The following is a 22,600-nucleotide window of genomic DNA, read 5'->3' as shown; positions in this document are numbered from 1 at the left end:
GTGGTCCATGTCTGACTCCCCGCCTGTCACGTCAAAAGCACGTGGCTACTTCGACAGTTTCAGCAAAAGTGCCGAAACCGAATTCATGCCGGAAACCGCCGGCGCTTCGTTGCAGGACTCCCCGCGCGGGTCGCGCATCACCGTGTGGCTGGCGGCCGGGCTGATTGTCAGTGCGCTCGTCTGGGCCAAATTCGCCGTGCTGCAGGAAGTCACCATGGGCGAAGGCAAGGCGATCCCGTCGAGCAAGGTGCAAGTGATCCAGAACCTGGAGGGCGGCATCGTCACTGAAATCTTCGTACGCGAAGGGCAAATGGTGAACAAGGGCGATACTTTGCTGCGCCTGGATGACACCCGCTACCTGTCGAACAAGGGTGAAAGCGAAGCCGATCGTTATGCCCTGACCGCGCAGGTCGAACGGCTCTCCGCCGAAGCCGAGGGCCGCCCCTTCAAGCTGTCAGAAGAAGTTATCGCCAAAGCCCCGCAAGTGGCCGAAGACGAGCGCTCGCTGTATGAGCAACGGCAACGTCGACTGGCCAGTGAACAGAGAACATTGAGCGAACAACTTCGGCAAAAAACCCAGGAACTGGCGGAGTTCAGGTCGAAACAAGGGCAGTTCAGTTCCAGCCTCGCGTTGTTGCAGCAAGAGATGAACATGTCCACGCCACTGGTGGGCACCGGGGCGGTGTCGCCGGTGGAGATCCTGCGCCTCAAACGCAGCGCGGTGGAGATTCGCGGCTCGCTGAATGCCACGACCCTGGCTATTCCCCGGGCCGAATCGGCGATCAACGAGATCAAGAGCAAGATCGATGAGTCGGAACAGACCTTTCGCTCGGAAGCGGCGAAAGAATTGAATGAGAAACGCACCGACCTGTCGAAAATAACGGCATCGAGCATCGCTATCGATGACCGCGTGACACGCACCACGGTGGTTTCACCGGTACACGGCATCATCAAGGTGCTGAAGGTCAATACCATCGGTGGCGTGGTCCAGCCGGGCAGCGACATGGTGGAGATCGTGCCGCTGGAAGACAACCTGCTGATCGAAGCCAAGGTGCGCCCACAGGACGTAGCGTTCCTGCATCCGGGCCAGAAAGCCATGGTCAAATTCAGCGCCTACGACTACACGATCTACGGCGGCCTGAGCGCGAAGCTGGAACTGATCGGCGCCGACACCATCACCGATGACAAGGGCAACAGCTTCTACCTGATTCAGGTGCGCACCGACAAAAACCACTTGGGCGGGGACGCGAAACCGCTGCTGATCATTCCAGGGATGGTGGCGACGGTGGACATCATTACCGGGGAGAAGACGGTGCTGGATTACCTGCTCAAGCCGGTGTTGAAAGCGCGGACCGAGGCGATGCGCGAGCGCTAGTCACTATTCAGGATCTCTTGTGATCGTTCCACCGGCATCGCGAGCATCCTCGCTCCCGCAGTGTCCGTGTCGTACACAAACACTGTGAACACGAAAAACCTGTGGGAGCGGGCTTGCCCGCGAAGGGGTCAGCAAAAGCGCCGACTATTTCGGCCCATGATTACGCTGAAAAACCTCCTCCCCCATCGCCGCAATCTGCCCCTCGATCAATGCTTCGAAAGGCTTGAGCAACGGCGCAAAAGAAGCTGGCGCCTCAAGGCTTTCCAGCGCCTGCACAATCGCCTCCACCGTCGACAGCGCCCCAGGTCCTGGTGCCTTGCGCAGTCGATAACGGGACACGCCGCCTTCAGCCAGCGTCACCCTGGGTAACGCGGCCAGCAGCGGATTGAGGTGCAGCATCTTGCGCGCCTTGCGCCAGGTGCCGTCAGGAACCACCAGCAACAGTGGCTCACTCGTGGCGCCATAGGCCTGCATGGGTTGCGCATCCTCACCGGGAAACAACAATCGCGCCTGATACCCCGGCTGATTCAACAGCCTCGGCAGATCCTCGAACACCTCGCCTACGATCAGCTCGGCATTGTTCAAGCCCCACGCGGCCAGGCGCGCGGTATTCAAGGCATGACTCACTTCACTGGGATGTTGCAACAGCAACACCCGGGTGCGGCTGTCGAGGCTCGGGATCAGCGGGCACAGGCAATGGCTTTGTGGGCGCAGGCAACGGGGGCATTCAATTCTGGACATCGTCAGGCCTGATTCAGTTGGGCTTTGAGCAAATCGCGGAAGGTCTGGATCAGCGGCTCACGGCTGCGACCACGGCGCATGATCATCGAAAATGGCGCCTGATAGCCGAAAGTCGCCGGCAGCAATACGCGCAAATCGCCCTTGTCCGCCCAAGACTGGGCATAGTGCTCAGGCAGGTAGCCGATGTAGGCGCCGGACAACACCAGGATCAACTGCGCCTCCATACTTTCCACGGTGGCGGCACTGTGCTTGAAGCCGTGGCGGGCCAGTTCGGCCTGACTCCAGTAGCCGCGCCCGACCATGCGCTGCTGGGTAATGACCTGCTCGGGAATGCGCCGCTCGTTGAACAGCGGGTGACGGCTGCTGCAATACAACCAGTGCTGTTCGCGGTACAGCGGCATGTACACCAGACCACTCATACGCGTGGAAAACGCACCGATGGCCAGGTCGAGGCGATTGTCCTGCACGCCCAGCTGCAATTCGTAAGGGCTCATCACCGACAGGTGCAAGTGCACGGCCGGGTGCTCCTGGCTGTAGGCGCCGATAGCTTCGGCAAAGGGCAAGGCCTTGTCGCTTACGGTGGAGTCGATCACCCCCAGGTTCAGCGTGCCGCGCAACTCGCCCTTGAGGGCGGCGGCGTACTGTTCGAACCCTTCCAGCTCACCCAGCAGCCGTAAGGTTTCCTGATGAAACAGCTCGCCCTTGCTGGTCAGGCTGAAACCACCCCGGCCGCGATGGCACAGGACCAGGCCCAGCGCGCCTTCGAGCTGACTCATGTAAGTGCTGATGGCCGACGTCGAGAGGTTGAGCTCCTGCTGGGCGTTGGCAAAACCCTGATGGCGCACCACGCTGACGAAGATGCGCAATAGTTTGAGGTCGGGTAAAGCGTTGGCCATGGGGGCTCCGTAACTTGTTCAGTGAGTCGGCGTTGTCGGATGGGCGGTTGCTGCGCAACCAATCGCCAGCAAGCCGGCTCCTACAGAATGATCGCTGACCCTTTAGGAACCGGCTTGCTGGCGATCGGCCCGCCCGGACAACGCATATCTCAAGCCGGGAAGTCTATCTCCCCCCTCCGCCATTAGTTTAGAAAAATCTGAACTAAGTATTTGCCCGTAGCGATTCTTCCCGGCCACTACATTTCGCAGAATCCGCCCAAACCGGTGCCCGTACCTCCCGTGAACGGCGCAACCGACATAAATAAAACAAACGACGATGAGGCCTTACCCGTGGACAAGTTTCTTCACCAACCACTGGGCGGCAACGAAATGCCGCGCTTCGGCGGCATCGCCACCATGATGCGACTCCCCCATTTGAATACCGCTGCCGGTCTGGACGCTGCCTTCGTAGGCGTGCCACTGGACATCGGTACCTCCCTGCGCCCAGGCACCCGTTTCGGACCTCGCGAAATCCGCGCTGAATCGGTAATGATCCGCCCATACAACATGGCCACCGGCGCTGCCCCGTTCGACTCGCTGTCGGTTGCCGATATTGGTGACATTGCGATCAACACCTTCAACCTGCTGGATGCCGTGCGGATCATCGAAGAATCCTACGACAACATCCTCGAACACGATGTGATCCCCCTGACGCTGGGCGGCGACCACACCATCACCCTGCCGATCCTGCGTGCCATCCATAAAAAGCACGGCAAGGTCGGTCTGGTGCACATCGATGCCCACGCCGATGTAAACGATCACATGTTTGGCGAGAAAATCGCCCACGGCACCACCTTCCGTCGCGCCGTCGAAGAAGGTCTTCTGGATCCTGAGCGTGTGGTGCAGATTGGCCTGCGCGCGCAGGGCTACACCGCTGACGACTTCAACTGGAGCCGCAATCAGGGTTTCCGTGTGGTTCAGGCCGAAGAGTGCTGGCACAAATCCCTGGCGCCATTGATGGCCGAAGTTCGCGAGAAAGTCGGCAATGGTCCGGTGTACCTGAGCTTTGATATCGACGGCATCGACCCGGCCTGGGCGCCCGGCACCGGCACCCCGGAAATCGGCGGCCTGACGACCATTCAGGCAATCGAGATCGTTCGCGGCTGCCAAGGCCTCGACCTCGTCGGCTGTGATCTGGTAGAAGTCTCGCCCGCTTACGACACCACGGGTAACACCTCGCTGCTGGCCGCCAACCTGCTGTACGAAATGCTCTGCGTACTGCCTGGCGTGGTCCACCGCTGAGGACTGCGCATTACCTGTGGTCAACGAATTACCTGTGGGTTCGTGGCGCCACAGCGGTTGATTTTCGCCTCACAATAAAAAAGACAATCGGAGACACGCCATCATGGCTTTGGATTTATTCGTCGTACTCATCTACGCCGCTGCGATGCTGATACTCGGCTACTACGGCATGCGCAAGGCCAAGACCAACGAAGACTTTTTAGTCGCCGGCCGCAATCTCGGTCCAAGCCTGTACATGGGCACCATGGCCGCCACCGTTCTGGGTGGCGCGTCCACCGTGGGCACCGTACGTCTTGGCTACGTCCATGGCATTTCCGGGTTCTGGCTGTGCGCGGCACTGGGTTGCGGGATCGTGGCACTTAACCTGTTCCTCGCCAAACCGCTGCTGAAACTGAAGATCTACACCGTTACCCAGGTGCTGGAAAAACGCTACAACCCGATGGCCCGCTCCGCGAGCGCGGTGATCATGCTGGCGTACGCACTGATGATCGGCGTGACCTCGATCCTGGCCATCGGCACCGTGCTGCAAGTGCTGTTCGGCCTGCCATTCTGGATTTCGGTACTGCTCGGTGGCGGCGTCGTGGTGATCTACTCGGCCATTGGCGGCATGTGGTCCTTGACCCTGACCGACATCGTCCAGTTCGTCATCAAGACTGTCGGCCTGATGTTCATCCTGTTGCCTATCTGCCTGTACCGCGTCGGCGGTTGGGATGAGTTGGTGTTGAAACTGCCGGCGGCGAGCTTCAGCTTCACCACCATCGGCTGGGACACCATCATCACCTACTTCATGATCTACTTCTTCGGCATCCTGATCGGTCAGGACATCTGGCAACGGGTGTTCACCGTCAAGACCGCCAAAGTCGCCCAGGTCGCCGGTACCGCAGCCGGTATCTACTGCATCCTTTACGGCCTGGCCTGCGCCCTGATCGGCATGGCCGCTCACGTGCTGATCCCGGATCTGGACAACGTCAACAACGCCTTCGCCGCTATCGTGAAACTGTCCCTGCCGGACGGTATCCGTGGCCTGGTGATCGCCGCCGCCCTGGCCGCCATGATGTCCACCGCCAGCGCCGGCCTGCTCGCCGCTGCCACCACCCTGACCGAAGACCTGCTGCCGAAACTGCGTGGCGGCAAACAGTCGAGCCTGGCCATCAACCGCCTGTTCACCCTGTTGACCGGCTGCGTGGTGCTGGTAATTGCTCTGATCGTGAACGACGTGATCAGCGCCCTGACCCTGGCCTACAACCTGCTGGTGGGTGGCATGCTGGTCCCGCTGATGGGGGCGATCTTCTGGAAACGCGCGACCACCGCCGGCGCCATCGCCAGCATGGGCATGGGCTTCGCCACTGCTCTGCTGTTCATGGTCAAGGACGGTCTGGATGCCAACACTCCGATCTACTACAGCCTTGGTGTAAGCCTTTTGAGCTTCGTGATGGTCAGCCTGCTGTCCCGCCGCCCCTTGCCACTGGCAAGCGCCGCCTAAACTGAAAAAAGTGGTTTAACTTTTTTCTTCGACGAGTGTGGCGTCGGTTGCCACACTCGTTTTTTTTCGCCTGCAGGAAAGCGCCCATGAAAATCGTAAGCCGCGATCAGTGGTTCGAGGTGCAACAGCTCAGCGATGGCATCCGCCTGATTCATGAGCCCTATATCCGCCCCTTCTACCGCTGCAACCTGTGGCACGTTCAAGGCCGCGACAAAGACCTGCTGCTGGACAGTGGCTCGGGCCTGGTCAGCTTGCGCGAGCAACTGCCCTGGATCACCGAACGGCCGCTGGTGGCGGTGGCCAGTCACTGCCACTTTGATCACATTGCCGGCCATCACGAATTTCCCGAACGCCTGGTACATCCCGCCGAAGCTGAAATTCTTGCTGCGCCAGATGGCGAAAACGACTTGAGCAGGGCATTTGTCGGTGACGACATGTTCGAGGCGCACCCGGACTGCCCGTTGTGCTACGCCGAATACCGGGTCAAGGCCGCCCCGGCCACCGGGATGATCGAGGATGGCGACGTGCTGGATCTGGGCAACAGGGTATTGCAGGTGATACACACTCCGGGACACTCCCCGGGTGGCATCTGCCTGTACGAAGCCTCGACCCAAACCCTGTTCAGTGGCGACATCATCTACGACGGTCCGCTGGTCGAAGACGCCTACCACTCCAACCTCGACGACTACACCCGCAGCCTGCAGCGCCTGCTGGGATTGTCGATCCGTACCGTGCATGGCGGGCATTTCGGCAGTTTTTCCGGGGAACACCTGCACCACATGATTGACCAATGGCAGCGTTGCCACGGCTGAAGCCTGCTGTACTGATCTTCAGGAAAAACACGCAGGGACTAAAAAATAACATTCACGATGAATTGCCATGAACAGACAAGCCGTTCGCGCCGTCGTGCACCGTCACATCAGCCGTCTGCTGGACGGCCGCAGTGACTTCGACGACAACACCAGTCTGGAGCAGTTGGGACTGGACAGGGAGGATATCGAAGAGCTGATCTTCCATCTGGAGGATGAACTGAAACTGACGGCCTTTACCGCCGAAGAGGACCGGTTGCTTAAATCCGCGAGGACGGTCAATGACTTGAGCCAGATCTTGCTGGAGATTGGACGGGATTGAGGGCTATGACAAAGCTGCTGGTATTGGCTGCCGGGAATATGGAGGTGAATTGCTTTTGTGGGGACTGGCGGATTGGGTAGCTCTGAGTGGGTCTGAAGACTTGAGGTCTGAGTGGCACTGAAGCTCTGAGTGGGTCTGAAGATTTGGAGCTCTGAGTGGCTCTGAAGATCTGAGTGGGTCTGAAGATTTGGAGCTCTGAGTGGCTCTGAAGATCTGAGTGGGTCTTAAGATTTGGAGCTCTGAGTGGCTCTGCATCTGACTAGGTCTTAAGATTTGGAGCTCTGAGTGGCTCTGCATCTGACTAGGTCTTAAGATTTGGAGCTCTGAGTGGCTCTGAAGATCTGACTAGGTCTGTGGCGAGGGGGCTTGCCCCCGTTGGGCTGCGCAGCAGCCCCAAAATGCTTTAATTCGGTGATGTCTGGCAGACGCATCAGGCGATTTATGGAGTACATACGACTGCTTCGCAGCCGAACGGGGGCAAGCCCCCTCGCCACAGAAGCCCTCTCGCCACAGAAGCCCCCCCACCTCAGAAGCCCCTTAGCCACAGAAGCCTCCACAGCGAGCCTTCGATCAAGCTTTTCGGACTGACGTTACCGGCGACGCTGCTGGCGTCGGCGTTGCTCGTCGTCGGTGCGGATAGGCACAGGTTGCAGAGGCGGTTCGATCAAACCGAGTGCGACACCCAGGTCATGCAGCCAGTTTTGGATTTTCTCTTTCATGGTGCCCCCTTCAGGGTAGTGCCGAGCGGCCAAAATTCAGTAGCCCCTTCGCACTGATAATAGTCCGAAGTCCTGCGCAATGCTCGCCCAAAGTGGCAACGATCTGTTACTGAATCCATCACAATCAGCCTGGGTTCAGGCAATTGCCCGTTCCTGAGCCATCGTGGAGGGAAAAATCGCCTGCTGTGTTAGTGGTGGCCCCCTCTTTACCCCTGTCAGTGCTGCCCGAGGGCTTTGCGCAAACGACGACGCAGCCACTGTTCAGCGCTGACAAAGGTAATGCCCAACAACACCAGCACCGCACCGATGATGAAGTTGATGCTCAACTCTTCGCCCAGCAGCACGACACCGAACGTGACGCCAAACAACGGCGTCATGAACGAGAAAACCGCCAGATTGGCCGCCAGGTAACGACGCAGCAGCCAGAACCACACCAGGTAACTGAAGAACGACACCACCACGCCCTGGAACAGCACGCTGGTCACCCCCGTGGAGGTCAGGCTGACGTGAGTGATCTGGCCGCTGAGCAGGGCAATCAGCAGCAGACCGACGAAGCCGATGATCAGTTGATAGAACAGGGTCAGCGTCACCGGCGCTTCCGAGAGCCGCGAGGCACGCACCACCACCGTGGTCGCGCCCCACGCCGCGCCCGCCAGGACGCCCAAGGCGTCGCCCAGCAACATGCGTCGATCAAGGTTGTCCCAGGACAGGCCGCCCGCAAAAGCGATGGCGATGCCGAAAAAGGCCAGGACAATGCCCAACCATTGCAGCGCCCTCAAACGCTCACTGGGCAACAGCCAGTGCACGCCCAATGCGGTGAAGATCGGCGCGGTATAAAGGAACACCGACATATGCGCCGCCGTGGTCAGCTGCAGGCCTTCGGATATGAAAAAAAACTCCAGGCCAAACAACGCGCCGGCCAACAGTCCGCCACGCCAGGTGTTGCCGACCTGATCCCAGCCACCCTTCCAGCAGATCAGCAGCCCGACCAGCAACGCTGACATGCCCGAACGCCCGACCGCCTGCATGACCGGCGCAATATCCGGCGCTGCCCATTTGATCATGACTTGCTGAATGCCCCAGATCAGACACAAGCCGATCATCACTTGCAGGGCGAAACCGTCGGCGGTACGCCGGCTGGCACTCACCGGAACACCTCAATGGCATAAGACATGGCAGTGGCTCACAGATTAAAAAGCAAAGCCCCGACTCGAGGCCGGGGCAAAGTTGATGCTATCGATTATTGATCAAATGGCCAGAAAAAGCCGCTTGTTGATGACGTTGACATACCTGGACGCGCCAAGTGCGCCGACGTCACCGTGCTGCAATCAAGTCCGGCCATTGGCGATAACGTGCGGCCAACCTGATCGATGCACGAGCTTACGCAGGGCTCAGCTCAGTTCAATGCGATCGGCATGAATGACAATCTGGCCATTCTTGTACAACGCGCCGATAGCTTTCTTGAAGTTGCCTTTGCTGACGCCGAACAGGCTGCTGATCAAGGCCGGATCGCTCTTGTCGCTGACTGCCAGCGTGCCGTTGTTGTCGCGTAATTTGGCGAGGATCTTCGAATTCAGGCTGGTGGCCGCTTCCTGACCGACCGGCTGCAGACTCAGGCTGATCTTGCCATCGGCACGAACTTCCTTGATGAAGCCCTTCTCTTCTTTACCGGCGCGCATGAACTTGAAGATTTCGTTCTTGTGAATCAGGCCCCAATGCTTGTTATTGATGATCGCCTTGAAGCCCATGTCGGTGGCTTCGGCAACCAGCAGGTCCACTTCCTGGCCCGGGGTGTAGTTGGCCGGGGTCTTGTCCAGATAGCGGTCCAGGCGTGCGGTCGCGGTGATACGACGGGTGTGCTTGTCGAGGTAGACGTGCACCACCACGTATTCGCCGGCCGTCATCTGGCGCTTTTCTTCGGAGTAGGGCAGCAACAGATCTTTTGGCAGCCCCCAATCGAGGAATACACCGATGCTGTTGACTTCAACAACTTTCAAACTGGCGAATTCACCGACTTGAACTTTCGGTTTTTCAGTAGTTGCGATGAGTTTGTCATCGCTATCCAGATAAATAAAAACGTTGAGCCAGTCTTCATCTTCAGTGGGAATATCTTTTGGAATATAACGATTCGGCAAAAGGATCTCGCCATCCGCGCCGCCATCCAGATATAAACCGAAGTTAGTGTGTTTAACTATTTGTAAACTGTTGTAACGCCCGACTAAAGCCATGTCCAATACCCTCATTGCGTGGGTGACATTCTACCCGGTTTTATGCGTCACGTTGGGGGCCCGGCACGCCTGCGCGCAATTATCCGCCTGGAACCATGGATTTGCGGGGTCCGCAGGCTCCACGCCCGGCCGCTCGTCAGATCAATCCGGCTATTTGCGCCCGACCCGGGCCAGTAACAAGCATTAACTCAGCCAGTGATGTTCTTATTTAAAACAGCAGCTTAGGCACATATTTCGAGTATTTTCCGGCCATTGACCCGATCCTTTCCCTGCACATTTCGAGGGGATATTTGCCAAGCAATCGGCAGGTATTTCCTGTACTATGCTTGGCCAAGTTAATTTTCTACAGGTTAATGGCCGCCATGCGCGTAAAAGCATCCACCAGCAAAGCAAAGCCAGCTCCAGCCGTCGAAACCAGCGAATCGATCAACAGCCAGATCGCTGCATTCTTGAAGTCCGGCGGTGAAATCCAGCAAATTGCCAAAGGCGTCAGCGGCCAGACGTTCGGCCCGTCCAAGCAGATCACCCTGGGCAAAAAGTAATACCCCCGCCACACCTGGTCCCAAAGCGCTTTGAGCTTCGAAGCGCTTGGACTGGAACCCTCGCAATCCCCTCCGTCATTCCAGCAATCAGATAAAAATCGACGAACGGCCCCCGATGCCGATCATTCGCCGTTATCCTTGCACGCGTCTGGATCAAGCGTTTCAGCCCGACACGGCTGCCTTCGCTGCTCATGGAGTGATGCATGTTCAAATTTTCCTGCATATCGGTATGCCTCGCCAGCCTGCTGGCATGTTCGGTGGTGCACGCGCAGATTTTCCAGCGCGAACTGGGTGATTTCGACCTCAAGCTCGGCACCAGCCCCACACGCAGCATGGCCCAGGGCCTGGTCAAACCCTCGGCGGTCGGCTCGTTCCACGGCGGTCTGGACCTGAGTCACGGCAGCGGTTTCTATTTTGGCCAATGGTCGCCGAGCATGGGCATCAGCCCGGGAAAAAATCTCGAAATCGACTCCTACCTGGGCTTCAAACAACCCTTTGACCGAACGCTGGGCTACGAAGTGGGGATGATCCGCTACAGTTACCCCGAAGTGGATACCCTCGACAGCCATGAACTTTTCGGTGGCCTGACCTTGCTTGGCAGCCGTTTCGGCGTTGCCTTCAGCAACGACCCGGACAGACAGAACAGCACCCTGTTCGCGGACCTGGCGGGTAATCAACCGTTCGGCATCGGCGTCAGCATGAAATACACCAGCCACCAGTTCAACGCACCGGTCGCAGTGGATGGCGGGTATGTCGGCAGCTTCACCGATTGGTCGCTGAAACTGTCCCGACCGTTCATGGGCATCGATGTGGATTTGATCTACAGCGATTCCAGCCTGCGCGGCAACGATTGTTCGGCTTACGTCGGGCATAACAGCCAATGCGACGGGCTGGTTACCCTCAAGGCCGAGCGCGCGTTTTATTGATCGGCTGAACTGCCGGGCTCATCCTGGGATCAAACGACAATCAAATCCCGAAGGCAGACTTTCGCAAGGATTCGCCTATGTCACGCTGGCTTAAACCCGTAGCCTTTGCGCTCACCTTTGCCCTCGCCCTTGGCGCATGTAGCCGCGTGGGCGTGGCCTACCGCAACCTCGACGTGATAATTCCCTGGACGCTCAGCGACTATCTGGACATGAACGGCGAGCAGAAAAACTGGCTGAACGAACGGCTGAAGGAACACCTGACCTGGCACTGCACCACACAATTGCCCGGTTATCTTGATTGGCTGGACCGCTTGCAGGGCATGATCGAAAGCAACCAGATCACCGATACCGCCCTGCAGGAACGTACCCGGGAAGCCGAACAGGCGATCGCTGAAACCGCCCGGGCAATCACCCCATCGGCCATCGAGTTGTTGCAGGGGCTGGATGACAAGCAAGTGGCCGAGATGAACGACGCCTTCGCCAAGGACCAGCGCAAACGTCAGGAGGAATACCTCAAGCCGCCCCTCGATCAGCAGATCAAGGAACGTGGTGAGCGCATGAGCAAGCGTCTGAATGACTGGCTCGGGCCGCTCAGCCCTGCTCAGCAACAGCGAGTGGTTGCGTGGTCCACGGCCTTGGGCGACCAGAACACTCAGTGGATTGCCAACCGCGCGCATTGGCAGAAGCAGTTCAGTGCCGCTGTTGCGCAACGCCAAAGCCCGCAGTTTCCGCAGCGCATCGAGACACTGTTGGTCAATCGCGAGAGTTTGTGGACGCCCGAATACCGTCAGGCCTTCGCCAATACCGAGGCCCAGGCTCGCTCGCTGATTGTCGACCTGATGGCTCAAAGCACACCGATGCAACGCCAGCGCTTGCTGACGAAGATCGAGGGCGTAAGGAAGGACTTCAGCGATCTAAAATGCCTGAAGGCGGCGAAACAAGGTTGATGCCATGCCGCCCGCTCCCTGTAGGAGCGAGCATGCTCGCTCCTACAGGGGCGTGACTATGAACGGCTCAGGCAATCTGCGCCTTGGATGCCACCTCATCGAACGTCGCCTCATCCAGGGCATCTTCCTGCTCGTCCAGTACCTGCCGCGGATGATCATTGCCCGGAATACTGCTGTCGAGCAGGCTCAACAGGCACGACCCCCTGGGCGTCAACACGAAGTTCTCGCCGTTGCCGCCTTCATCCTCGGGCCGTGAAGCAATGTAGCCTCGCAGCAGCAGTAACCTTTCATAATCACTGGCCACTGTTTTCAGGTGGTCAAGATTCTCGATCGGCTCACCTTCCGCAGCTTTCTGCGCTGCGTGCTGCTCGGCATAAGGCCGGGGGGTGAAGCTGTGGCCGGCGCTGTTCTGCGCTTCATGCAGCAAGCGCTCGATTAAATCCCAGTTATAAGTCGTCATCCTGATTCAACCTCCGGTGCCCGTGTGATTGAGAGGGGCCTTAAAGGTTGTGACCTGTGCACTCGACAGCCGTTCAGCCTGGCGTGCAGGGATGACCGACCGGCGGTATGTCGAATCCCACACCAGCCAAACGACTAGCCTGTGTAAGCCGACTCCCAGCCCCTCGCAGGAGAAAACCACCATGAGTATTCAGAATCATCCCGTCGTGTCTCGGGAAGAATGGCTAGCGGCCCGCAAGGAACACCTGGCCCATGAAAAAGCCTTTACCAAAGAACGGGACAGGCTCAGTGCCGAACGCCGCGCCCTGCCCTGGGTGAAAATCGACAAGGATTACCATTTCCAGGGCGCAGAGGGTCAATTGAGTCTCGCGGACCTGTTCGGCGGTCGCAGCCAGCTTGCCATCTACCACTTCATGTTTGCCCAAGGCTGGGACGAAGGTTGCCCCGGCTGTTCATTCCTATCGGACCACATTGACGGTGCCAACCAGCATCTGGCCCACCATGACGTGGCAGTGGTGGCCGTTTCCCACGCTCCGTTTGCCGAATTCCAGGCGTTCAGGCGTCGCATGGGCTGGAAGTTCGACTGGGTGTCGTCAGAGGGCTGCGACTTCAACTACGACTTTGGCGTCACGGCCCGGGCCGAAGATGTCGCAAACGGCAAGGCCACCTACAACTACGAAAAAACCGACGGTTCAGAAGAAGAACTCCCCGGCCTCAGCGTGTTTTATCGCAACGAAACCGGGGAAATTTTCCACACCTATTCCACCTATGCCCGAGGCCTGGACATGCTCGTGGGTGCCTACAACTACCTCGACCTGATGCCCAAGGGCCGTAATGAAGAAGAAATCATGGAATGGGTGCGGCATCACGATTGTTATGAGGAACAGGCCAAGTCCAGCTGTTGCCATGGTGGGTAACCCGCAGCAACCGAGTCGCGGTCATCGCCACTTAGTGAACTTTTGCCCAAGGGCAGCGCTCAACCGGTTAACCCGCCTTAACCGGAACTGAGGCCTGCCCCGATGAAAACACTGCTCAAACTTACCCTCGGCGTCGCCCTGACCTGTGCCCTGCCCGCCTGGGCCTGCACGCCCGAAGAGGCCACTGCCAAACGCGAACAACTGGCACAGGAAGTGACCAGGCTCACTGAACAGAACCCGGCCAAGGCCAAGGAGATCAACGCCGAACTGCAGAAGATGGATCTGGGCACCGCCGCCAAGGACTTGCCGGACAAGTGCCAGTTGATTGATCAGCGCTTGAAGGAGCTGGGATCGGCTGAAAAAAAAGCTGATAGCTGACAGCAAAGATCGCAGCCTTCGGCAGTTCCTACGGGACGTTGCGATTTTTTGATGTAAAAAAACCCGGACGCTGTCCGTAATACTGTTCACTTAAGCTGGGTCACACACTTGTGGCGAGGGGGCTTGCCCCCGTTGGGCCGCAGAGCGGCCCCAGAACCCACCACCGAGGTGTATCAGGTACACCGCGTGTAATGGTTTTGCGACTGCTTCGCAGCCGAACGGGGGCAAGCCCCCTCGCCACAAGGTGTATTGCCCCGCTTAAGTGAACAGCATTACNGCCCTAGGGAAGAAGTGCTGGAGAAATGTAGTGTGGATGACACATAAACCCCCTGTGGGAGCGCAATACTGTTCACTTAAGCCAGGTCACACCTTTGTGGCGAGGGGGCTTGCCCCCGTTGGGCCGCAGAGCGGCCCCAAAACCTGCCACCGAGGTGTATCAGGTACACCGCGTGTAATGGTTTTGCGACTGCTTCGCAGCCGAACGGGGGCAAGCCCCCTCGCCACAAGGTGTATTGCCCCGCTTAAGTGAACAGCATTACGGACGCTGTCCGGGTTTTTAATTTAACGCTTGAAACCGAATTACTCGGCGGCCGGTGCTTCCGGCTTGCGGCGCTTGAGCGGCGCCATGCCGTCGCTGCTCACCAGCGAATCGCTTTTTGGCCGGTTGGCGCTCTTGCGCTTGGTCGGGGTCTTGGCGGCAGTTTTCTTCTTGTCGCCCTTGGCGTCGGTCTTTTTCTTCTTCACGCCAACGGCCTTGCCCGAAGCCTTGACCTTTTTCGGTCCGCCGTAGGTGCCTTTGACTTCCTTGATGGTGCGGCGCTCGAAGCTCTGCTTGAGGTAGCGCTCGATGCTCGACATCAGGTTCCAGTCGCCGTGGCAGATCAACGAGATCGCCAGTCCATCGTTGCCGGCACGGCCGGTACGACCGATGCGGTGAACATATTCGTCGCCGCTGCGCGGCATGTCGAAGTTGATCACCAGGTCCAGGCCGTCCACGTCCAGGCCGCGAGCGGCAACGTCGGTGGCCACGAGAATTTTCACGCCGCCCTGCTTCAGACGGTCGATCGCCAGCTTGCGATCCTTCTGGTCCTTGTCGCCGTGCAGCACGAATGCCTTGTATTCCTGGGCAACCAGGCGGCCGTAGATACGGTCGGCCATGGCCCGGGTGTTGGTGAACACGATGGCCTTCTGATAGGTCTCGTTGGCCAGCAGCCAGTTCACGATCTGTTCTTTGTGCTGGTTGTGGTCAGCGGTGATGATCTGCTGACGGGTGGTTTCGTTCAGCTGGCTGACCGCGTTTAGCTGCAAGTGCTCAGGGTTGTTCAAGACCTTGGCAACCATTTCACGCAGGCCCGAACCGCCTGTGGTGGCGGAGAACAGCATGGTCTGCTGACGATTGGTGCACTCGTCGACCAGACGCTGTACGTCTTCGGCAAAGCCCATGTCGAGCATGCGGTCGGCTTCGTCGAGCACCAGCACTTCGACTTCCTTGAGGTCGAGGTTACCGGCGTTCAGTTGCTCGATCATCCGCCCCGGCGTACCGATCAGGATGTCCGGCACCTTGCGCAGCATGGCGGCCTGGACCTTGAAGTCTTCACCGCCGGTGATCAGGCCGGACTTGATGAAGGTGAACTGCGAGAAGCGTTCTACTTCTTTCAAGGTTTGCTGGGCCAGCTCACGGGTCGGCAGCAGGATCAGGGTCTTGATGCTGACACGGATTTTCGCCGGGCCGATCAAGCGATTGAGGATAGGCAAAACGAATGCAGCGGTTTTGCCGCTACCGGTTTGCGCTGTCACCCGCAGGTCACGCCCTTGGAGCGCCAGCGGAATGGCCGCTGCTTGCACTGGCGTTGGCTCGACAAATTTAAGCTCGGCCACGGCTTTGAGCAGGCGTTCGTGCAGGGCGAATTGGGAAAACACGGGTGCTACCTCGAAGAAATGCAAAAAAACAGCTGCATAGGGTACCGGTTTCGAGCGCGTAGGCCGAGTTTCTTTATGCAAAAGGCAGCAAACAGTGACTTTTTTGTTGCCTGATTTGTTAACGAACGTAATACAAAGCGTCTTAAATGCTCTAATTGCCCGTCGCGCCTTACAGAAGAATCGATTTAGCCCATGGATATGAAACAGCTCTGGCTCAACGCCCAAGACCTTTGGGGCACCCTCGACCAGCACCCGCTCCTGCATGCCGCCCTGGGGCTAATGGTGTTGCTGGTCATCGCATTGGCTCTCGGACGAGTGGCGCGCTACTTGATCCTGCACGCCAGCAAAATACTCGGCCGGCAGCCGGCGCTGCACTGGGTCAATGACCTGCGCCACAACAAGGTGTTCCAGAGACTGGCGCAGATCATACCGTCGCTGGTGATCCAGTTCGGCCTGTACCTGGTGCCGGAATTGAACAAAACCGCGACGTTGTTCCTCGGCAACGTGGCGCTGGCGTTCACGATTCTGTTCCTGCTGTTGGCTGCCAGCGCCTTGCTCAATGCGCTGCTGGACATCTATGCGCGCACCGAACACGCCCGCACCCGTTCGATCAAAGGCTATGTGCAACTGACGAAACTGGTGTTGTTCGTATTCGGCGCGATCATCATTGTCGCCACCCTGATAGACCGTTCACCGCTGCTGTTGCTGTCGGGCCTGGGTGCCATGTCGGCGGTGATTCTTTTGGTCTACAAGGACACACTGCTGTCGTTCGTCGCCAGCGTGCAGTTGACCAGCAATGACATGCTGCGGGTCGGCGACTGGATCGAGATGCCGCAAGTCGGCGCTGACGGTGATGTGGTGGACATCACCCTGCACACGGTCAAGGTGCAGAATTTCGACAAAACCATCGTATCGATCCCCACCTGGCGCCTGATGTCCGAGTCATTCAAGAACTGGCGCGGCATGCAACAGTCCGGTGGGCGCAGGATCAAGCGCAGCCTGTTCATCGATGCCAGCGGCGTGCGTTTCATTCGAGACGATGAGGAGATGAGGCTGTCCCAGGTGCATCTGCTGACCGACTACATCAGCCGCAAACAGGCCGAACTCAAGGCGTGGAACGAAGCACAGGGCAACGTGGCGGCGATGTCGGCCAACCGCCGGCGCATGACCAATATCGGCACCTTCCGCGCCTACGCGCTGGCTTACCTGAAGAGTCATCCGGACATCCAGCCGAACATGACCTGCATGGTGCGCCAGATGCAGACCACGGCCCAGGGCATTCCGCTGGAGATCTACTGCTTCACCCGCACCACGGCGTGGGCCGATTACGAGCGGATCCAGGGGGATATTTTCGACTATCTGCTGGCGGTGTTGCCGGAGTTTGGCTTGAGCCTTTATCAGCAGCCGAGCGGAACCGATCTACGAGCCGGACTGCTGCCGGCAGTGCTGGGCGCGAGCCATATCCCTGAGCCCGAAAAACACGTCATGTAACCTCCCCCCCTGTAGGAGCGAGCACGCTCGCGATGGACTTAAGGACGGCGCGTTTATCCAGAAATCACGCGTTATCGTTGACGTCCATCGTCGGAACGCCGCCCGGAGCATGCTCGCTCCTACAGGGGTTCAGCGTGCGATTTCGGGCCGGCGTATGCCCAACCGGCTGATCCATACTGCCAGCAGAATCACCGAGCCGCCGAGAAACAACCGCCCCAACTCCTCATGCTGGTTCCAGATCAGCAGGTTGATCAGCAACCCGACCGGCACATGCAGGTTGTTCATTACCGCCAGGGTGCCGCCATTGACCATGCACGCGCCCTTGTTCCACCAATACAGACCCAGCGCGGTCGAAACCAGCCCGAGGAAGAGCAGCACGCCCCATTGCAGCGGTGCTTCAGGCAGGAAATTGCTTTTACCGAACAGCAGGAAGGCCGGCAGGACAACGGCCAGCGCCCCCAGGTAGAAGTAACCAAAGCGCCGGTAGTGCGGCAGGTCGCTGGGATGACGCGCCACCAGGTGCTTGTACATCACCTGCCCGGCGGCATAGGTGAAGTTAGCCAGTTGCAGCAGCAAAAATCCGTAGAGGAAGTCCGGGCTGATGCGATCAAAACGAATCACCGCCGCCCCCGCCACGGCCACCAGTGCCGCGATCAATGCCCATGGGTTGAAGCGGCGATTCAGCGCGTCTTCGATCAGGGTCACGTGCAGCGGCGTGAGGATGGTGAACAGCAACACTTCCGGCACCGTGAGTACGCGAAAGCTCAGGTACAGACAGACGTAGGTCACACCGAACTGCAACGCCCCGATCAACAACATGCCACGCATGAATGCCGGTTCCACCGAGCGCCAGCGCGTCAGTGGAATGAACACCAGCCCCGCCAGCAGCACGCGCACCAGCACGGCGAAGTAACTGTCGACATGACCGGCCAGGTACTCGCCGATCAAACTGAAGGAAAACGCCTGGATCAGCGTGACAAAAAGTAGATAGCCCATGTTCGCCTCGTTTTGAATGGCGGCGAAGATAGCGGGTTTTGCCGGTGATCGCGAGACGCACAAATCACTGCAGGAGCCGGCTTGCTGGCAATAGCGGCGCCAGGCGACCTTGATGTTGCCGGTAATGCCTTCATCGCTGGCAAGTCAGCTCCTACAGAGGCATGCGTGCAACAACCAAATCCCGGGCAAAAAAAAGCCCGATCTCGCTAAAGCGTTCAATCGGGCCAGGGCACTTGGGAGCAACAAGTGCAAAGGGAGGTTCGATGCGCGTACAGGCTTGAAGGGTTGCGCCAGGTCACTAGACCATCAAGCGATTATCTGGCGATTAACGGGTCAAGCCACCTGGGCCAGCCTGGCGTTCGCCTGATTCAGGCCTTTTTCCTGGAAGTCGCCGCCCAGGTTCATGCCTTCGGCGTGAATGAACGTCACGTCATGGATACCTATGAAACCCATGACCTGACGCAGGTAAGGTTCCTGGTGATCCGCCGCGCTGCCGGCGTAGATACCACCGCGGGCCGTCAATACGTAGGCACGTTTGCCGCTGAGCAGGCCTTGCGGGCCGGTTTCGGTGTACTTGAAGGTCACACCGGCACGCAGCACATGGTCGAGCCAGGCTTTCAGGGTGCTGGGGATCGCGAAGTTGTACATGGGAGCCGCCATGACCAGCACGTCGGCGGCCAGCAATTCGTCAGTCAACTGGTTGGAGCGTTCCAGGGAGATCTGCTCGATATCGCTGCGCTGTTCGGCAGGTTTCATCCAGCCGCCCAACAGGTTGATATCCAGGTGCGGCACCGGATTGACGGCCAGGTCACGGACGCTGATCTGGTCATTCGGATGAGCCGCTTGCCACTGGCTGATGAACGTCTGGGTCAGTTGGCGGGAAACCGAATCTTGCTGACGGGCACTGCTTTCGATGATCAGAACGCGGGACATGGCTTGTAGGCTCCATCTGGGAATGTTGTCAGTCGATGGAGTGAAGGTTAAACGGAGTCATATCGATGAAAAAGCGCAAATAACTGCTACAACCTATCAACAAATTCGTTTATAACCTAGGCAAGCTACATGCGCTTCGCTCGTTGCTGTAGGAGCGAGCATGCTCGCGATGGACTCAAGAACACCGTGGGGTACCAGACTTCCCGCGTTTTCGTTGACGACCATCGCGAGCCTGCTCGCTCCTNCTGTAGGAGCGAGCATGCTCGCGATGGACTCAAGAACACCGTGGGGTACCAGACTTCCCGCGTTTTCGTTGACGACCATCGCGAGCCTGCTCGCTCCTACAGGGGAATGCGGTCGACTGCAGGAGCGAGCCTGCTCGCGATGGACTCAAGAACACCGCGGGGAACCAGACTTCCCGCGTTTTCGTTGACGACCATCGCGAGCCTGCTCGCTCCTGCAGGGGAATGCGGTCGACTACAGGAGCGAGCATGCTCGCGATGGACTCAAGAACACCGTGGGAGACCAGACTTCCCGCGTTTTCGTTGACGACCATCGCGAGCCCGCTCGCTCCTACAGGGGAATGCGGTCGACTGTAGGAGCGAGCATGCTCGCGATGGACTCAAGAACACCGTGGGGTACCAGACTTCCCGCGTTTTCGTTGACGACCATCGCGAGCCTGCTCGCTCCTNGCGATGGACTCAAGAACACCGTGGGGTACCAGACTTCCCGCGTTTTCGTTGACGACCATCGCGAGCCTGCTCGCTCCTACAGGGGAATGCGGTCGACTGTAGGAGCGAGCCTGCTCGCGAAGGACTCAAGAACACCGTGGGGGGCCAGACTTCCCGCGTTTTCGTTGACGACCATCGCGAGCCTGCTCGCTCCTACAGGGGAATGCGGTCGACTGTAGGAGCGAGCGTGCTCGCGATGGACTCAAGAACACCGTGGAGGGCCAGACTTCCCGCGTTTTCGTTGACGACCATCGCGAGCCTGCTCGCTCCTGCAGGGGAATGCGGTCGACTGTAGGAGCGAGCATGCTCGCGATGGACTCAAGAACACCGTGGGAGACCAGACTTCCCGCGTTTTCGTTGACGACCATCGCGAGCCTGCTCGCTCCTGCAGGGGGGATCACTTGGGGGTGCAGGTCAGGTTGATACGCAGCTTGATGATATTGCGGGTGAACTTGGCGGTGGCGTTTTTGTGCTTGCCTGCTGGCACGTCGATCTTGCGGGTGCGCGGCGCTTCCGGGCCATTGATGAACACCGCCTTGCAGCTCGCATCGACTTCGCCATAGTTGGCCACTTGAATGGAGCCCATGTCGTTGTCCGTGTCGTAGGTGAAGTAGTCGATCTTCATGCCGTTGAGGTCTTTCTGCACATCGATCGGGTAAGCAAACGCAGTCAGCGGCAGCATCGCCAGCACCACACAACAGAATTTTTTCATTCAGCAGGCTCCAATAGGGGCTGCCAGCTTAGGACAAGAGGAGCTCAACATGAAAGCGCCCCGCGTGACCCTTGATCAATGGCGAACGCTTCAGGCGGTGGTCGACCATGGCGGTTTCGCCCAGGCCGCCGAAGCGCTGCACCGCTCGCAATCATCGGTCAGCTACACCGTGGCGCGCATGCAGGACCAGCTCGGGGTGCCGCTGTTGCGCATCGATGGACGCAAGGCAGTGCTGACCGAGGCCGGTGGCGTGCTGCTGCGAAGATCCCGGCAACTGGTCAAGCAAGCCAGCCAGCTCGAAGACCTTGCCCATCATATGGAGCAGGGCTGGGAAGCCGAGGTGCGCCTGGTGGTCGATGCCGCCTATCCGAGCGCCCGCCTCGTGCGCGCCCTGACCGCGTTCATGCCGCAAAGCCGTGGCTGCCGCGTGCGCCTGCGCGAAGAGGTGTTGTCGGGTGTGGAGGAAGTGCTGCTCGAAGGCGTAGCGGACCTGGCCATCACCGGTTTCAGTATTCCCGGCTACCTGGGCGCGGAGTTGAGCGATGTCGAGTTCGTCGCAGTGGCCCATCCTGAACACTCGCTGCATCGCCTGAACCGCGGGCTGAACTTCCAGGACCTGGAAAGCCACATGCAGGTGGTGATTCGTGACTCCGGCCGCCAGCAGCCACGGGACGTCGGCTGGCTCGGTGCCGAACAACGCTGGACGGTCGGCAGCCTCGCCACCGCCGCGACCTTTGTCAGCAGCGGCCTGGGTTTCGCCTGGTTGCCCAGGCACATGATCGAGCGGGAACTGAGGGAAGGTACGCTCAAGCTGCTACCGTTGGATCAGGGCGGCAGTCGCAACCCGAACTTTTACCTGTATTCAAACAAGGAAAAACCCCTGGGCCCGGCCACGCAGATTCTCATCGAACTGCTGCGTACTTTCGACACCGCGCCACTGGACGCACCGTTCGCCGCCCCTGAACAAGCCTGACACGGAGTGTATGCATGGCCTATTTCGAACACGAAGGTTGCAACCTGCACTATGAAGAATACGGCCACGGCGCGCCGCTGCTGTTGGTCCATGGGCTCGGTTCCAGCACACTGGACTGGGAAAAGCAGATCCCCGCTCTGTCGACCCGCTACCGGGTGATTGTCCCGGATATTCGCGGCCACGGTCGCTCCGACAAACCCCGCGAGCGCTACAGCATCGCCGGTTTCAGTGCCGATCTGGTCGCGCTTATGGAGCACCTCCATCTCGCCCCGGCCCATTACGTGGGCTTGTCCATGGGTGGCATGATCGGCTTTCAACTGGGAGTGGAGCAGCCGCAATTGCTCAAGAGCCTGTGCATCGTCAACAGCGCGCCCGAGGTCAAACTGCGCAGCCGCGACGATTACTGGCAGTGGTTCAAGCGCTGGAGCCTGATGCGCGTACTCAGCCTGGGCACCATCGGCAAGGCTCTGGGCGGCAAATTATTCCCGAAACCCGAGCAAGCCGCGCTACGCCAGAGGATGGCCGAACGCTGGGCAAAAAACGACCGGCATGCCTATCTCGCCAGCTTCGACGCCATCGTTGGCTGGGGCGTCCAGGAACGACTTTCCAAAGTTACCTGTCCAACCCTGATCGTCACTGCCGACCATGACTACACCCCGGTGGCGCTGAAGGAAAACTATGTAAAACTGCTGCCCGATGCGCGGCTGGCGGTGATCGCCGATTCGCGACACGCAACGCCACTGGACCAGCCGGAAGAATTCAACCAGACACTGCTAGAGTTTCTCACCGCAGTCGACACCACCACTCAGGATCATTGACCC

General features: G+C 58.9%; 23 protein-coding genes. 13 read left to right on the top strand and 10 right to left on the bottom strand.

From position 1 onward, the window contains the following. Positions 1-7: 7 nt before the first annotated feature. A complete protein-coding gene (locus tag ASE98_RS10650; RefSeq protein ID WP_060541329.1) occupies positions 8-1,375 on the top strand; it encodes an HlyD family type I secretion periplasmic adaptor subunit in 1,368 nt (455 codons plus the stop codon). 144 nt (positions 1,376-1,519) lie between these two features. Here ASE98_RS10650 and ASE98_RS10645 read toward each other — a convergent pair whose 3' ends face one another. Then, positions 1,520-2,116, bottom strand: a complete 597-nt coding sequence (locus ASE98_RS10645) for a tRNA-uridine aminocarboxypropyltransferase (protein WP_060541328.1) — start codon at positions 2,114-2,116, stop codon at positions 1,520-1,522. Positions 2,117-2,118: 2 nt separating this feature from the next. After that, entirely contained in the window at positions 2,119-3,012 is an 894-nt protein-coding gene (locus tag ASE98_RS10640) for a LysR family transcriptional regulator (protein ID WP_060541327.1), read from the bottom strand. Positions 3,013-3,342: 330 nt separating this feature from the next. Between ASE98_RS10640 and speB the strand changes: the two genes are divergently transcribed. The 4 genes from speB to ASE98_RS10620 all read left to right on the top strand — a co-directional run bounded on the left by speB (position 3,343) and on the right by ASE98_RS10620 (position 6,907). Then, complete coding sequence (speB, locus tag ASE98_RS10635; RefSeq protein ID WP_060541326.1) at positions 3,343-4,293, top strand: agmatinase; 951 nt, start codon at positions 3,343-3,345, stop codon at positions 4,291-4,293. Between the two features lie 103 nt (positions 4,294-4,396). After that, the gene (locus tag ASE98_RS10630) at positions 4,397-5,776 is read left to right on the top strand and encodes a sodium:solute symporter (protein ID WP_060541325.1); all 1,380 of its coding nucleotides are present in this window, start codon (positions 4,397-4,399) and stop codon (positions 5,774-5,776) included. An 86-nt stretch (positions 5,777-5,862) separates the two neighbouring features. Beyond that, the gene (locus tag ASE98_RS10625) at positions 5,863-6,588 is read left to right on the top strand and encodes an MBL fold metallo-hydrolase (RefSeq protein ID WP_060541324.1); all 726 of its coding nucleotides are present in this window, start codon (positions 5,863-5,865) and stop codon (positions 6,586-6,588) included. A 67-nt stretch (positions 6,589-6,655) separates the two neighbouring features. Continuing rightward, a complete protein-coding gene (locus tag ASE98_RS10620; protein ID WP_060541323.1) occupies positions 6,656-6,907 on the top strand; it encodes a hypothetical protein in 252 nt (83 codons plus the stop codon). Between the two features lie 590 nt (positions 6,908-7,497). Here ASE98_RS10620 and ASE98_RS27475 read toward each other — a convergent pair. The 3 genes from ASE98_RS27475 to ASE98_RS10610 form a co-directional block, all read right to left on the bottom strand. Beyond that, positions 7,498-7,626 (bottom strand): PA1414 family protein, encoded by a 129-nt coding sequence (locus tag ASE98_RS27475; RefSeq protein WP_007914492.1) that lies wholly within the window; start codon positions 7,624-7,626, stop codon positions 7,498-7,500. 215 nt (positions 7,627-7,841) lie between these two features. After that, entirely contained in the window at positions 7,842-8,774 is a 933-nt protein-coding gene (locus tag ASE98_RS10615) for a DMT family transporter (RefSeq protein ID WP_060541322.1), read from the bottom strand. Between the two features lie 243 nt (positions 8,775-9,017). Beyond that, complete coding sequence (locus ASE98_RS10610) at positions 9,018-9,854, bottom strand: CvfB family protein (protein ID WP_060541321.1); 837 nt, start codon at positions 9,852-9,854, stop codon at positions 9,018-9,020. A gap of 353 nt (positions 9,855-10,207) precedes the next feature. On the opposite strand from ASE98_RS10610, the gene ASE98_RS10605 reads away from it, so the two are divergent. The 3 genes from ASE98_RS10605 (at position 10,208) to ASE98_RS10595 (ending at position 12,269) form a co-directional block, all read left to right on the top strand. Beyond that, entirely contained in the window at positions 10,208-10,396 is a 189-nt protein-coding gene (locus ASE98_RS10605) for a hypothetical protein (RefSeq protein ID WP_015096330.1), read from the top strand. A 203-nt stretch (positions 10,397-10,599) separates the two neighbouring features. Beyond that, positions 10,600-11,322, top strand: coding sequence for a TorF family putative porin (locus ASE98_RS10600; protein WP_060541320.1), 723 nt, complete (start codon positions 10,600-10,602; stop codon positions 11,320-11,322). A gap of 77 nt (positions 11,323-11,399) precedes the next feature. Then, a complete protein-coding gene (locus ASE98_RS10595; protein ID WP_060541319.1) occupies positions 11,400-12,269 on the top strand; it encodes a DUF6279 family lipoprotein in 870 nt (289 codons plus the stop codon). Positions 12,270-12,336: 67 nt separating this feature from the next. Here the strand turns inward: ASE98_RS10595 and ASE98_RS10590 are convergent, their stop codons facing one another. Then, entirely contained in the window at positions 12,337-12,729 is a 393-nt protein-coding gene (locus ASE98_RS10590) for a hypothetical protein (RefSeq protein WP_060541318.1), read from the bottom strand. Positions 12,730-12,910: 181 nt separating this feature from the next. On the opposite strand from ASE98_RS10590, the gene ASE98_RS10585 reads away from it, so the two are divergent. Both ASE98_RS10585 and ASE98_RS10580 read left to right on the top strand, forming a co-directional pair. Next, positions 12,911-13,645 (top strand): DUF899 domain-containing protein, encoded by a 735-nt coding sequence (locus tag ASE98_RS10585; protein WP_060541317.1) that lies wholly within the window; start codon positions 12,911-12,913, stop codon positions 13,643-13,645. 102 nt (positions 13,646-13,747) lie between these two features. Then, positions 13,748-14,023 (top strand): hypothetical protein, encoded by a 276-nt coding sequence (locus ASE98_RS10580; RefSeq protein WP_060541316.1) that lies wholly within the window; start codon positions 13,748-13,750, stop codon positions 14,021-14,023. A 579-nt stretch (positions 14,024-14,602) separates the two neighbouring features. Here the strand turns inward: ASE98_RS10580 and ASE98_RS10575 are convergent. Next, on the bottom strand, positions 14,603-15,943 hold the full coding sequence (locus tag ASE98_RS10575) for a DEAD/DEAH box helicase (protein ID WP_060541315.1): 1,341 nt from the start codon (positions 15,941-15,943) through the stop codon (positions 14,603-14,605). 192 nt (positions 15,944-16,135) lie between these two features. Here ASE98_RS10575 and ASE98_RS10570 point away from each other — a divergent pair, with 192 nt between their 5' ends. Then, the gene (locus ASE98_RS10570) at positions 16,136-17,434 is read left to right on the top strand and encodes a mechanosensitive ion channel family protein (RefSeq protein ID WP_060541314.1); all 1,299 of its coding nucleotides are present in this window, start codon (positions 16,136-16,138) and stop codon (positions 17,432-17,434) included. A gap of 129 nt (positions 17,435-17,563) precedes the next feature. Here the strand turns inward: ASE98_RS10570 and ASE98_RS10565 are convergent, their stop codons facing one another. The 3 genes from ASE98_RS10565 to ASE98_RS10550 all read right to left on the bottom strand — a co-directional run bounded on the left by ASE98_RS10565 (position 17,564) and on the right by ASE98_RS10550 (position 20,806). Beyond that, positions 17,564-18,430, bottom strand: coding sequence for a carboxylate/amino acid/amine transporter (locus ASE98_RS10565; RefSeq protein ID WP_060541313.1), 867 nt, complete (start codon positions 18,428-18,430; stop codon positions 17,564-17,566). Between the two features lie 333 nt (positions 18,431-18,763). After that, positions 18,764-19,363, bottom strand: a complete 600-nt coding sequence (locus tag ASE98_RS10560; RefSeq protein WP_060541312.1) for an FMN-dependent NADH-azoreductase — start codon at positions 19,361-19,363, stop codon at positions 18,764-18,766. A 1,128-nt stretch (positions 19,364-20,491) separates the two neighbouring features. Further along, on the bottom strand, positions 20,492-20,806 hold the full coding sequence (locus ASE98_RS10550; RefSeq protein WP_060541310.1) for a hypothetical protein: 315 nt from the start codon (positions 20,804-20,806) through the stop codon (positions 20,492-20,494). Between the two features lie 49 nt (positions 20,807-20,855). Here ASE98_RS10550 and ASE98_RS10545 point away from each other — a divergent pair, with 49 nt between their 5' ends. Both ASE98_RS10545 and ASE98_RS10540 read left to right on the top strand, forming a co-directional pair. Continuing rightward, on the top strand, positions 20,856-21,779 hold the full coding sequence (locus ASE98_RS10545; protein WP_060541309.1) for a LysR family transcriptional regulator: 924 nt from the start codon (positions 20,856-20,858) through the stop codon (positions 21,777-21,779). A 14-nt stretch (positions 21,780-21,793) separates the two neighbouring features. Beyond that, positions 21,794-22,597 carry an alpha/beta fold hydrolase gene (locus tag ASE98_RS10540; RefSeq protein WP_060541308.1) on the top strand — a complete coding sequence of 268 codons (804 nt, stop codon included), beginning with the start codon at positions 21,794-21,796 and terminating at the stop codon, positions 22,595-22,597. Positions 22,598-22,600: the final 3 nt, after the last annotated feature.

It is taken from the genome of Pseudomonas sp. Leaf48, from assembly GCF_001421885.1.
GTDB lineage: Bacteria > Pseudomonadota > Gammaproteobacteria > Pseudomonadales > Pseudomonadaceae > Aquipseudomonas.
Note: the sequence above shows the minus strand (reverse complement) of the source record. Positions and strands in the feature narration are given on the sequence as shown.

Excerpts from the sequence above, each read along its gene's own strand:
- ASE98_RS10650 (WP_060541329.1), top strand. The coding sequence starts at position 8 with ATGTCTGACTCCCCGCCTGTCACGTCAAAAGCACGTGGCTACTTCGAC.
- ASE98_RS10645 (WP_060541328.1), bottom strand. The coding sequence starts at position 2,116 with ATGTCCAGAATTGAATGCCCCCGTTGCCTGCGCCCACAAAGCCATTGC.
- ASE98_RS10640 (WP_060541327.1), bottom strand. The coding sequence starts at position 3,012 with ATGGCCAACGCTTTACCCGACCTCAAACTATTGCGCATCTTCGTCAGC.
- ASE98_RS10630 (WP_060541325.1), top strand. The coding sequence starts at position 4,397 with ATGGCTTTGGATTTATTCGTCGTACTCATCTACGCCGCTGCGATGCTG.
- ASE98_RS10625 (WP_060541324.1), top strand. The coding sequence starts at position 5,863 with ATGAAAATCGTAAGCCGCGATCAGTGGTTCGAGGTGCAACAGCTCAGC.
- ASE98_RS10620 (WP_060541323.1), top strand. The coding sequence starts at position 6,656 with ATGAACAGACAAGCCGTTCGCGCCGTCGTGCACCGTCACATCAGCCGT.
- ASE98_RS27475 (WP_007914492.1), bottom strand. The coding sequence starts at position 7,626 with ATGAAAGAGAAAATCCAAAACTGGCTGCATGACCTGGGTGTCGCACTC.
- ASE98_RS10610 (WP_060541321.1), bottom strand. The coding sequence starts at position 9,854 with ATGGCTTTAGTCGGGCGTTACAACAGTTTACAAATAGTTAAACACACT.
- ASE98_RS10605 (WP_015096330.1), top strand. The coding sequence starts at position 10,208 with ATGGCCGCCATGCGCGTAAAAGCATCCACCAGCAAAGCAAAGCCAGCT.
- ASE98_RS10600 (WP_060541320.1), top strand. The coding sequence starts at position 10,600 with ATGTTCAAATTTTCCTGCATATCGGTATGCCTCGCCAGCCTGCTGGCA.
- ASE98_RS10595 (WP_060541319.1), top strand. The coding sequence starts at position 11,400 with ATGTCACGCTGGCTTAAACCCGTAGCCTTTGCGCTCACCTTTGCCCTC.
- ASE98_RS10590 (WP_060541318.1), bottom strand. The coding sequence starts at position 12,729 with ATGACGACTTATAACTGGGATTTAATCGAGCGCTTGCTGCATGAAGCG.
- ASE98_RS10585 (WP_060541317.1), top strand. The coding sequence starts at position 12,911 with ATGAGTATTCAGAATCATCCCGTCGTGTCTCGGGAAGAATGGCTAGCG.
- ASE98_RS10580 (WP_060541316.1), top strand. The coding sequence starts at position 13,748 with ATGAAAACACTGCTCAAACTTACCCTCGGCGTCGCCCTGACCTGTGCC.
- ASE98_RS10570 (WP_060541314.1), top strand. The coding sequence starts at position 16,136 with ATGGATATGAAACAGCTCTGGCTCAACGCCCAAGACCTTTGGGGCACC.
- ASE98_RS10565 (WP_060541313.1), bottom strand. The coding sequence starts at position 18,430 with ATGGGCTATCTACTTTTTGTCACGCTGATCCAGGCGTTTTCCTTCAGT.
- ASE98_RS10560 (WP_060541312.1), bottom strand. The coding sequence starts at position 19,363 with ATGTCCCGCGTTCTGATCATCGAAAGCAGTGCCCGTCAGCAAGATTCG.
- ASE98_RS10550 (WP_060541310.1), bottom strand. The coding sequence starts at position 20,806 with ATGAAAAAATTCTGTTGTGTGGTGCTGGCGATGCTGCCGCTGACTGCG.
- ASE98_RS10545 (WP_060541309.1), top strand. The coding sequence starts at position 20,856 with ATGAAAGCGCCCCGCGTGACCCTTGATCAATGGCGAACGCTTCAGGCG.
- ASE98_RS10540 (WP_060541308.1), top strand. The coding sequence starts at position 21,794 with ATGGCCTATTTCGAACACGAAGGTTGCAACCTGCACTATGAAGAATAC.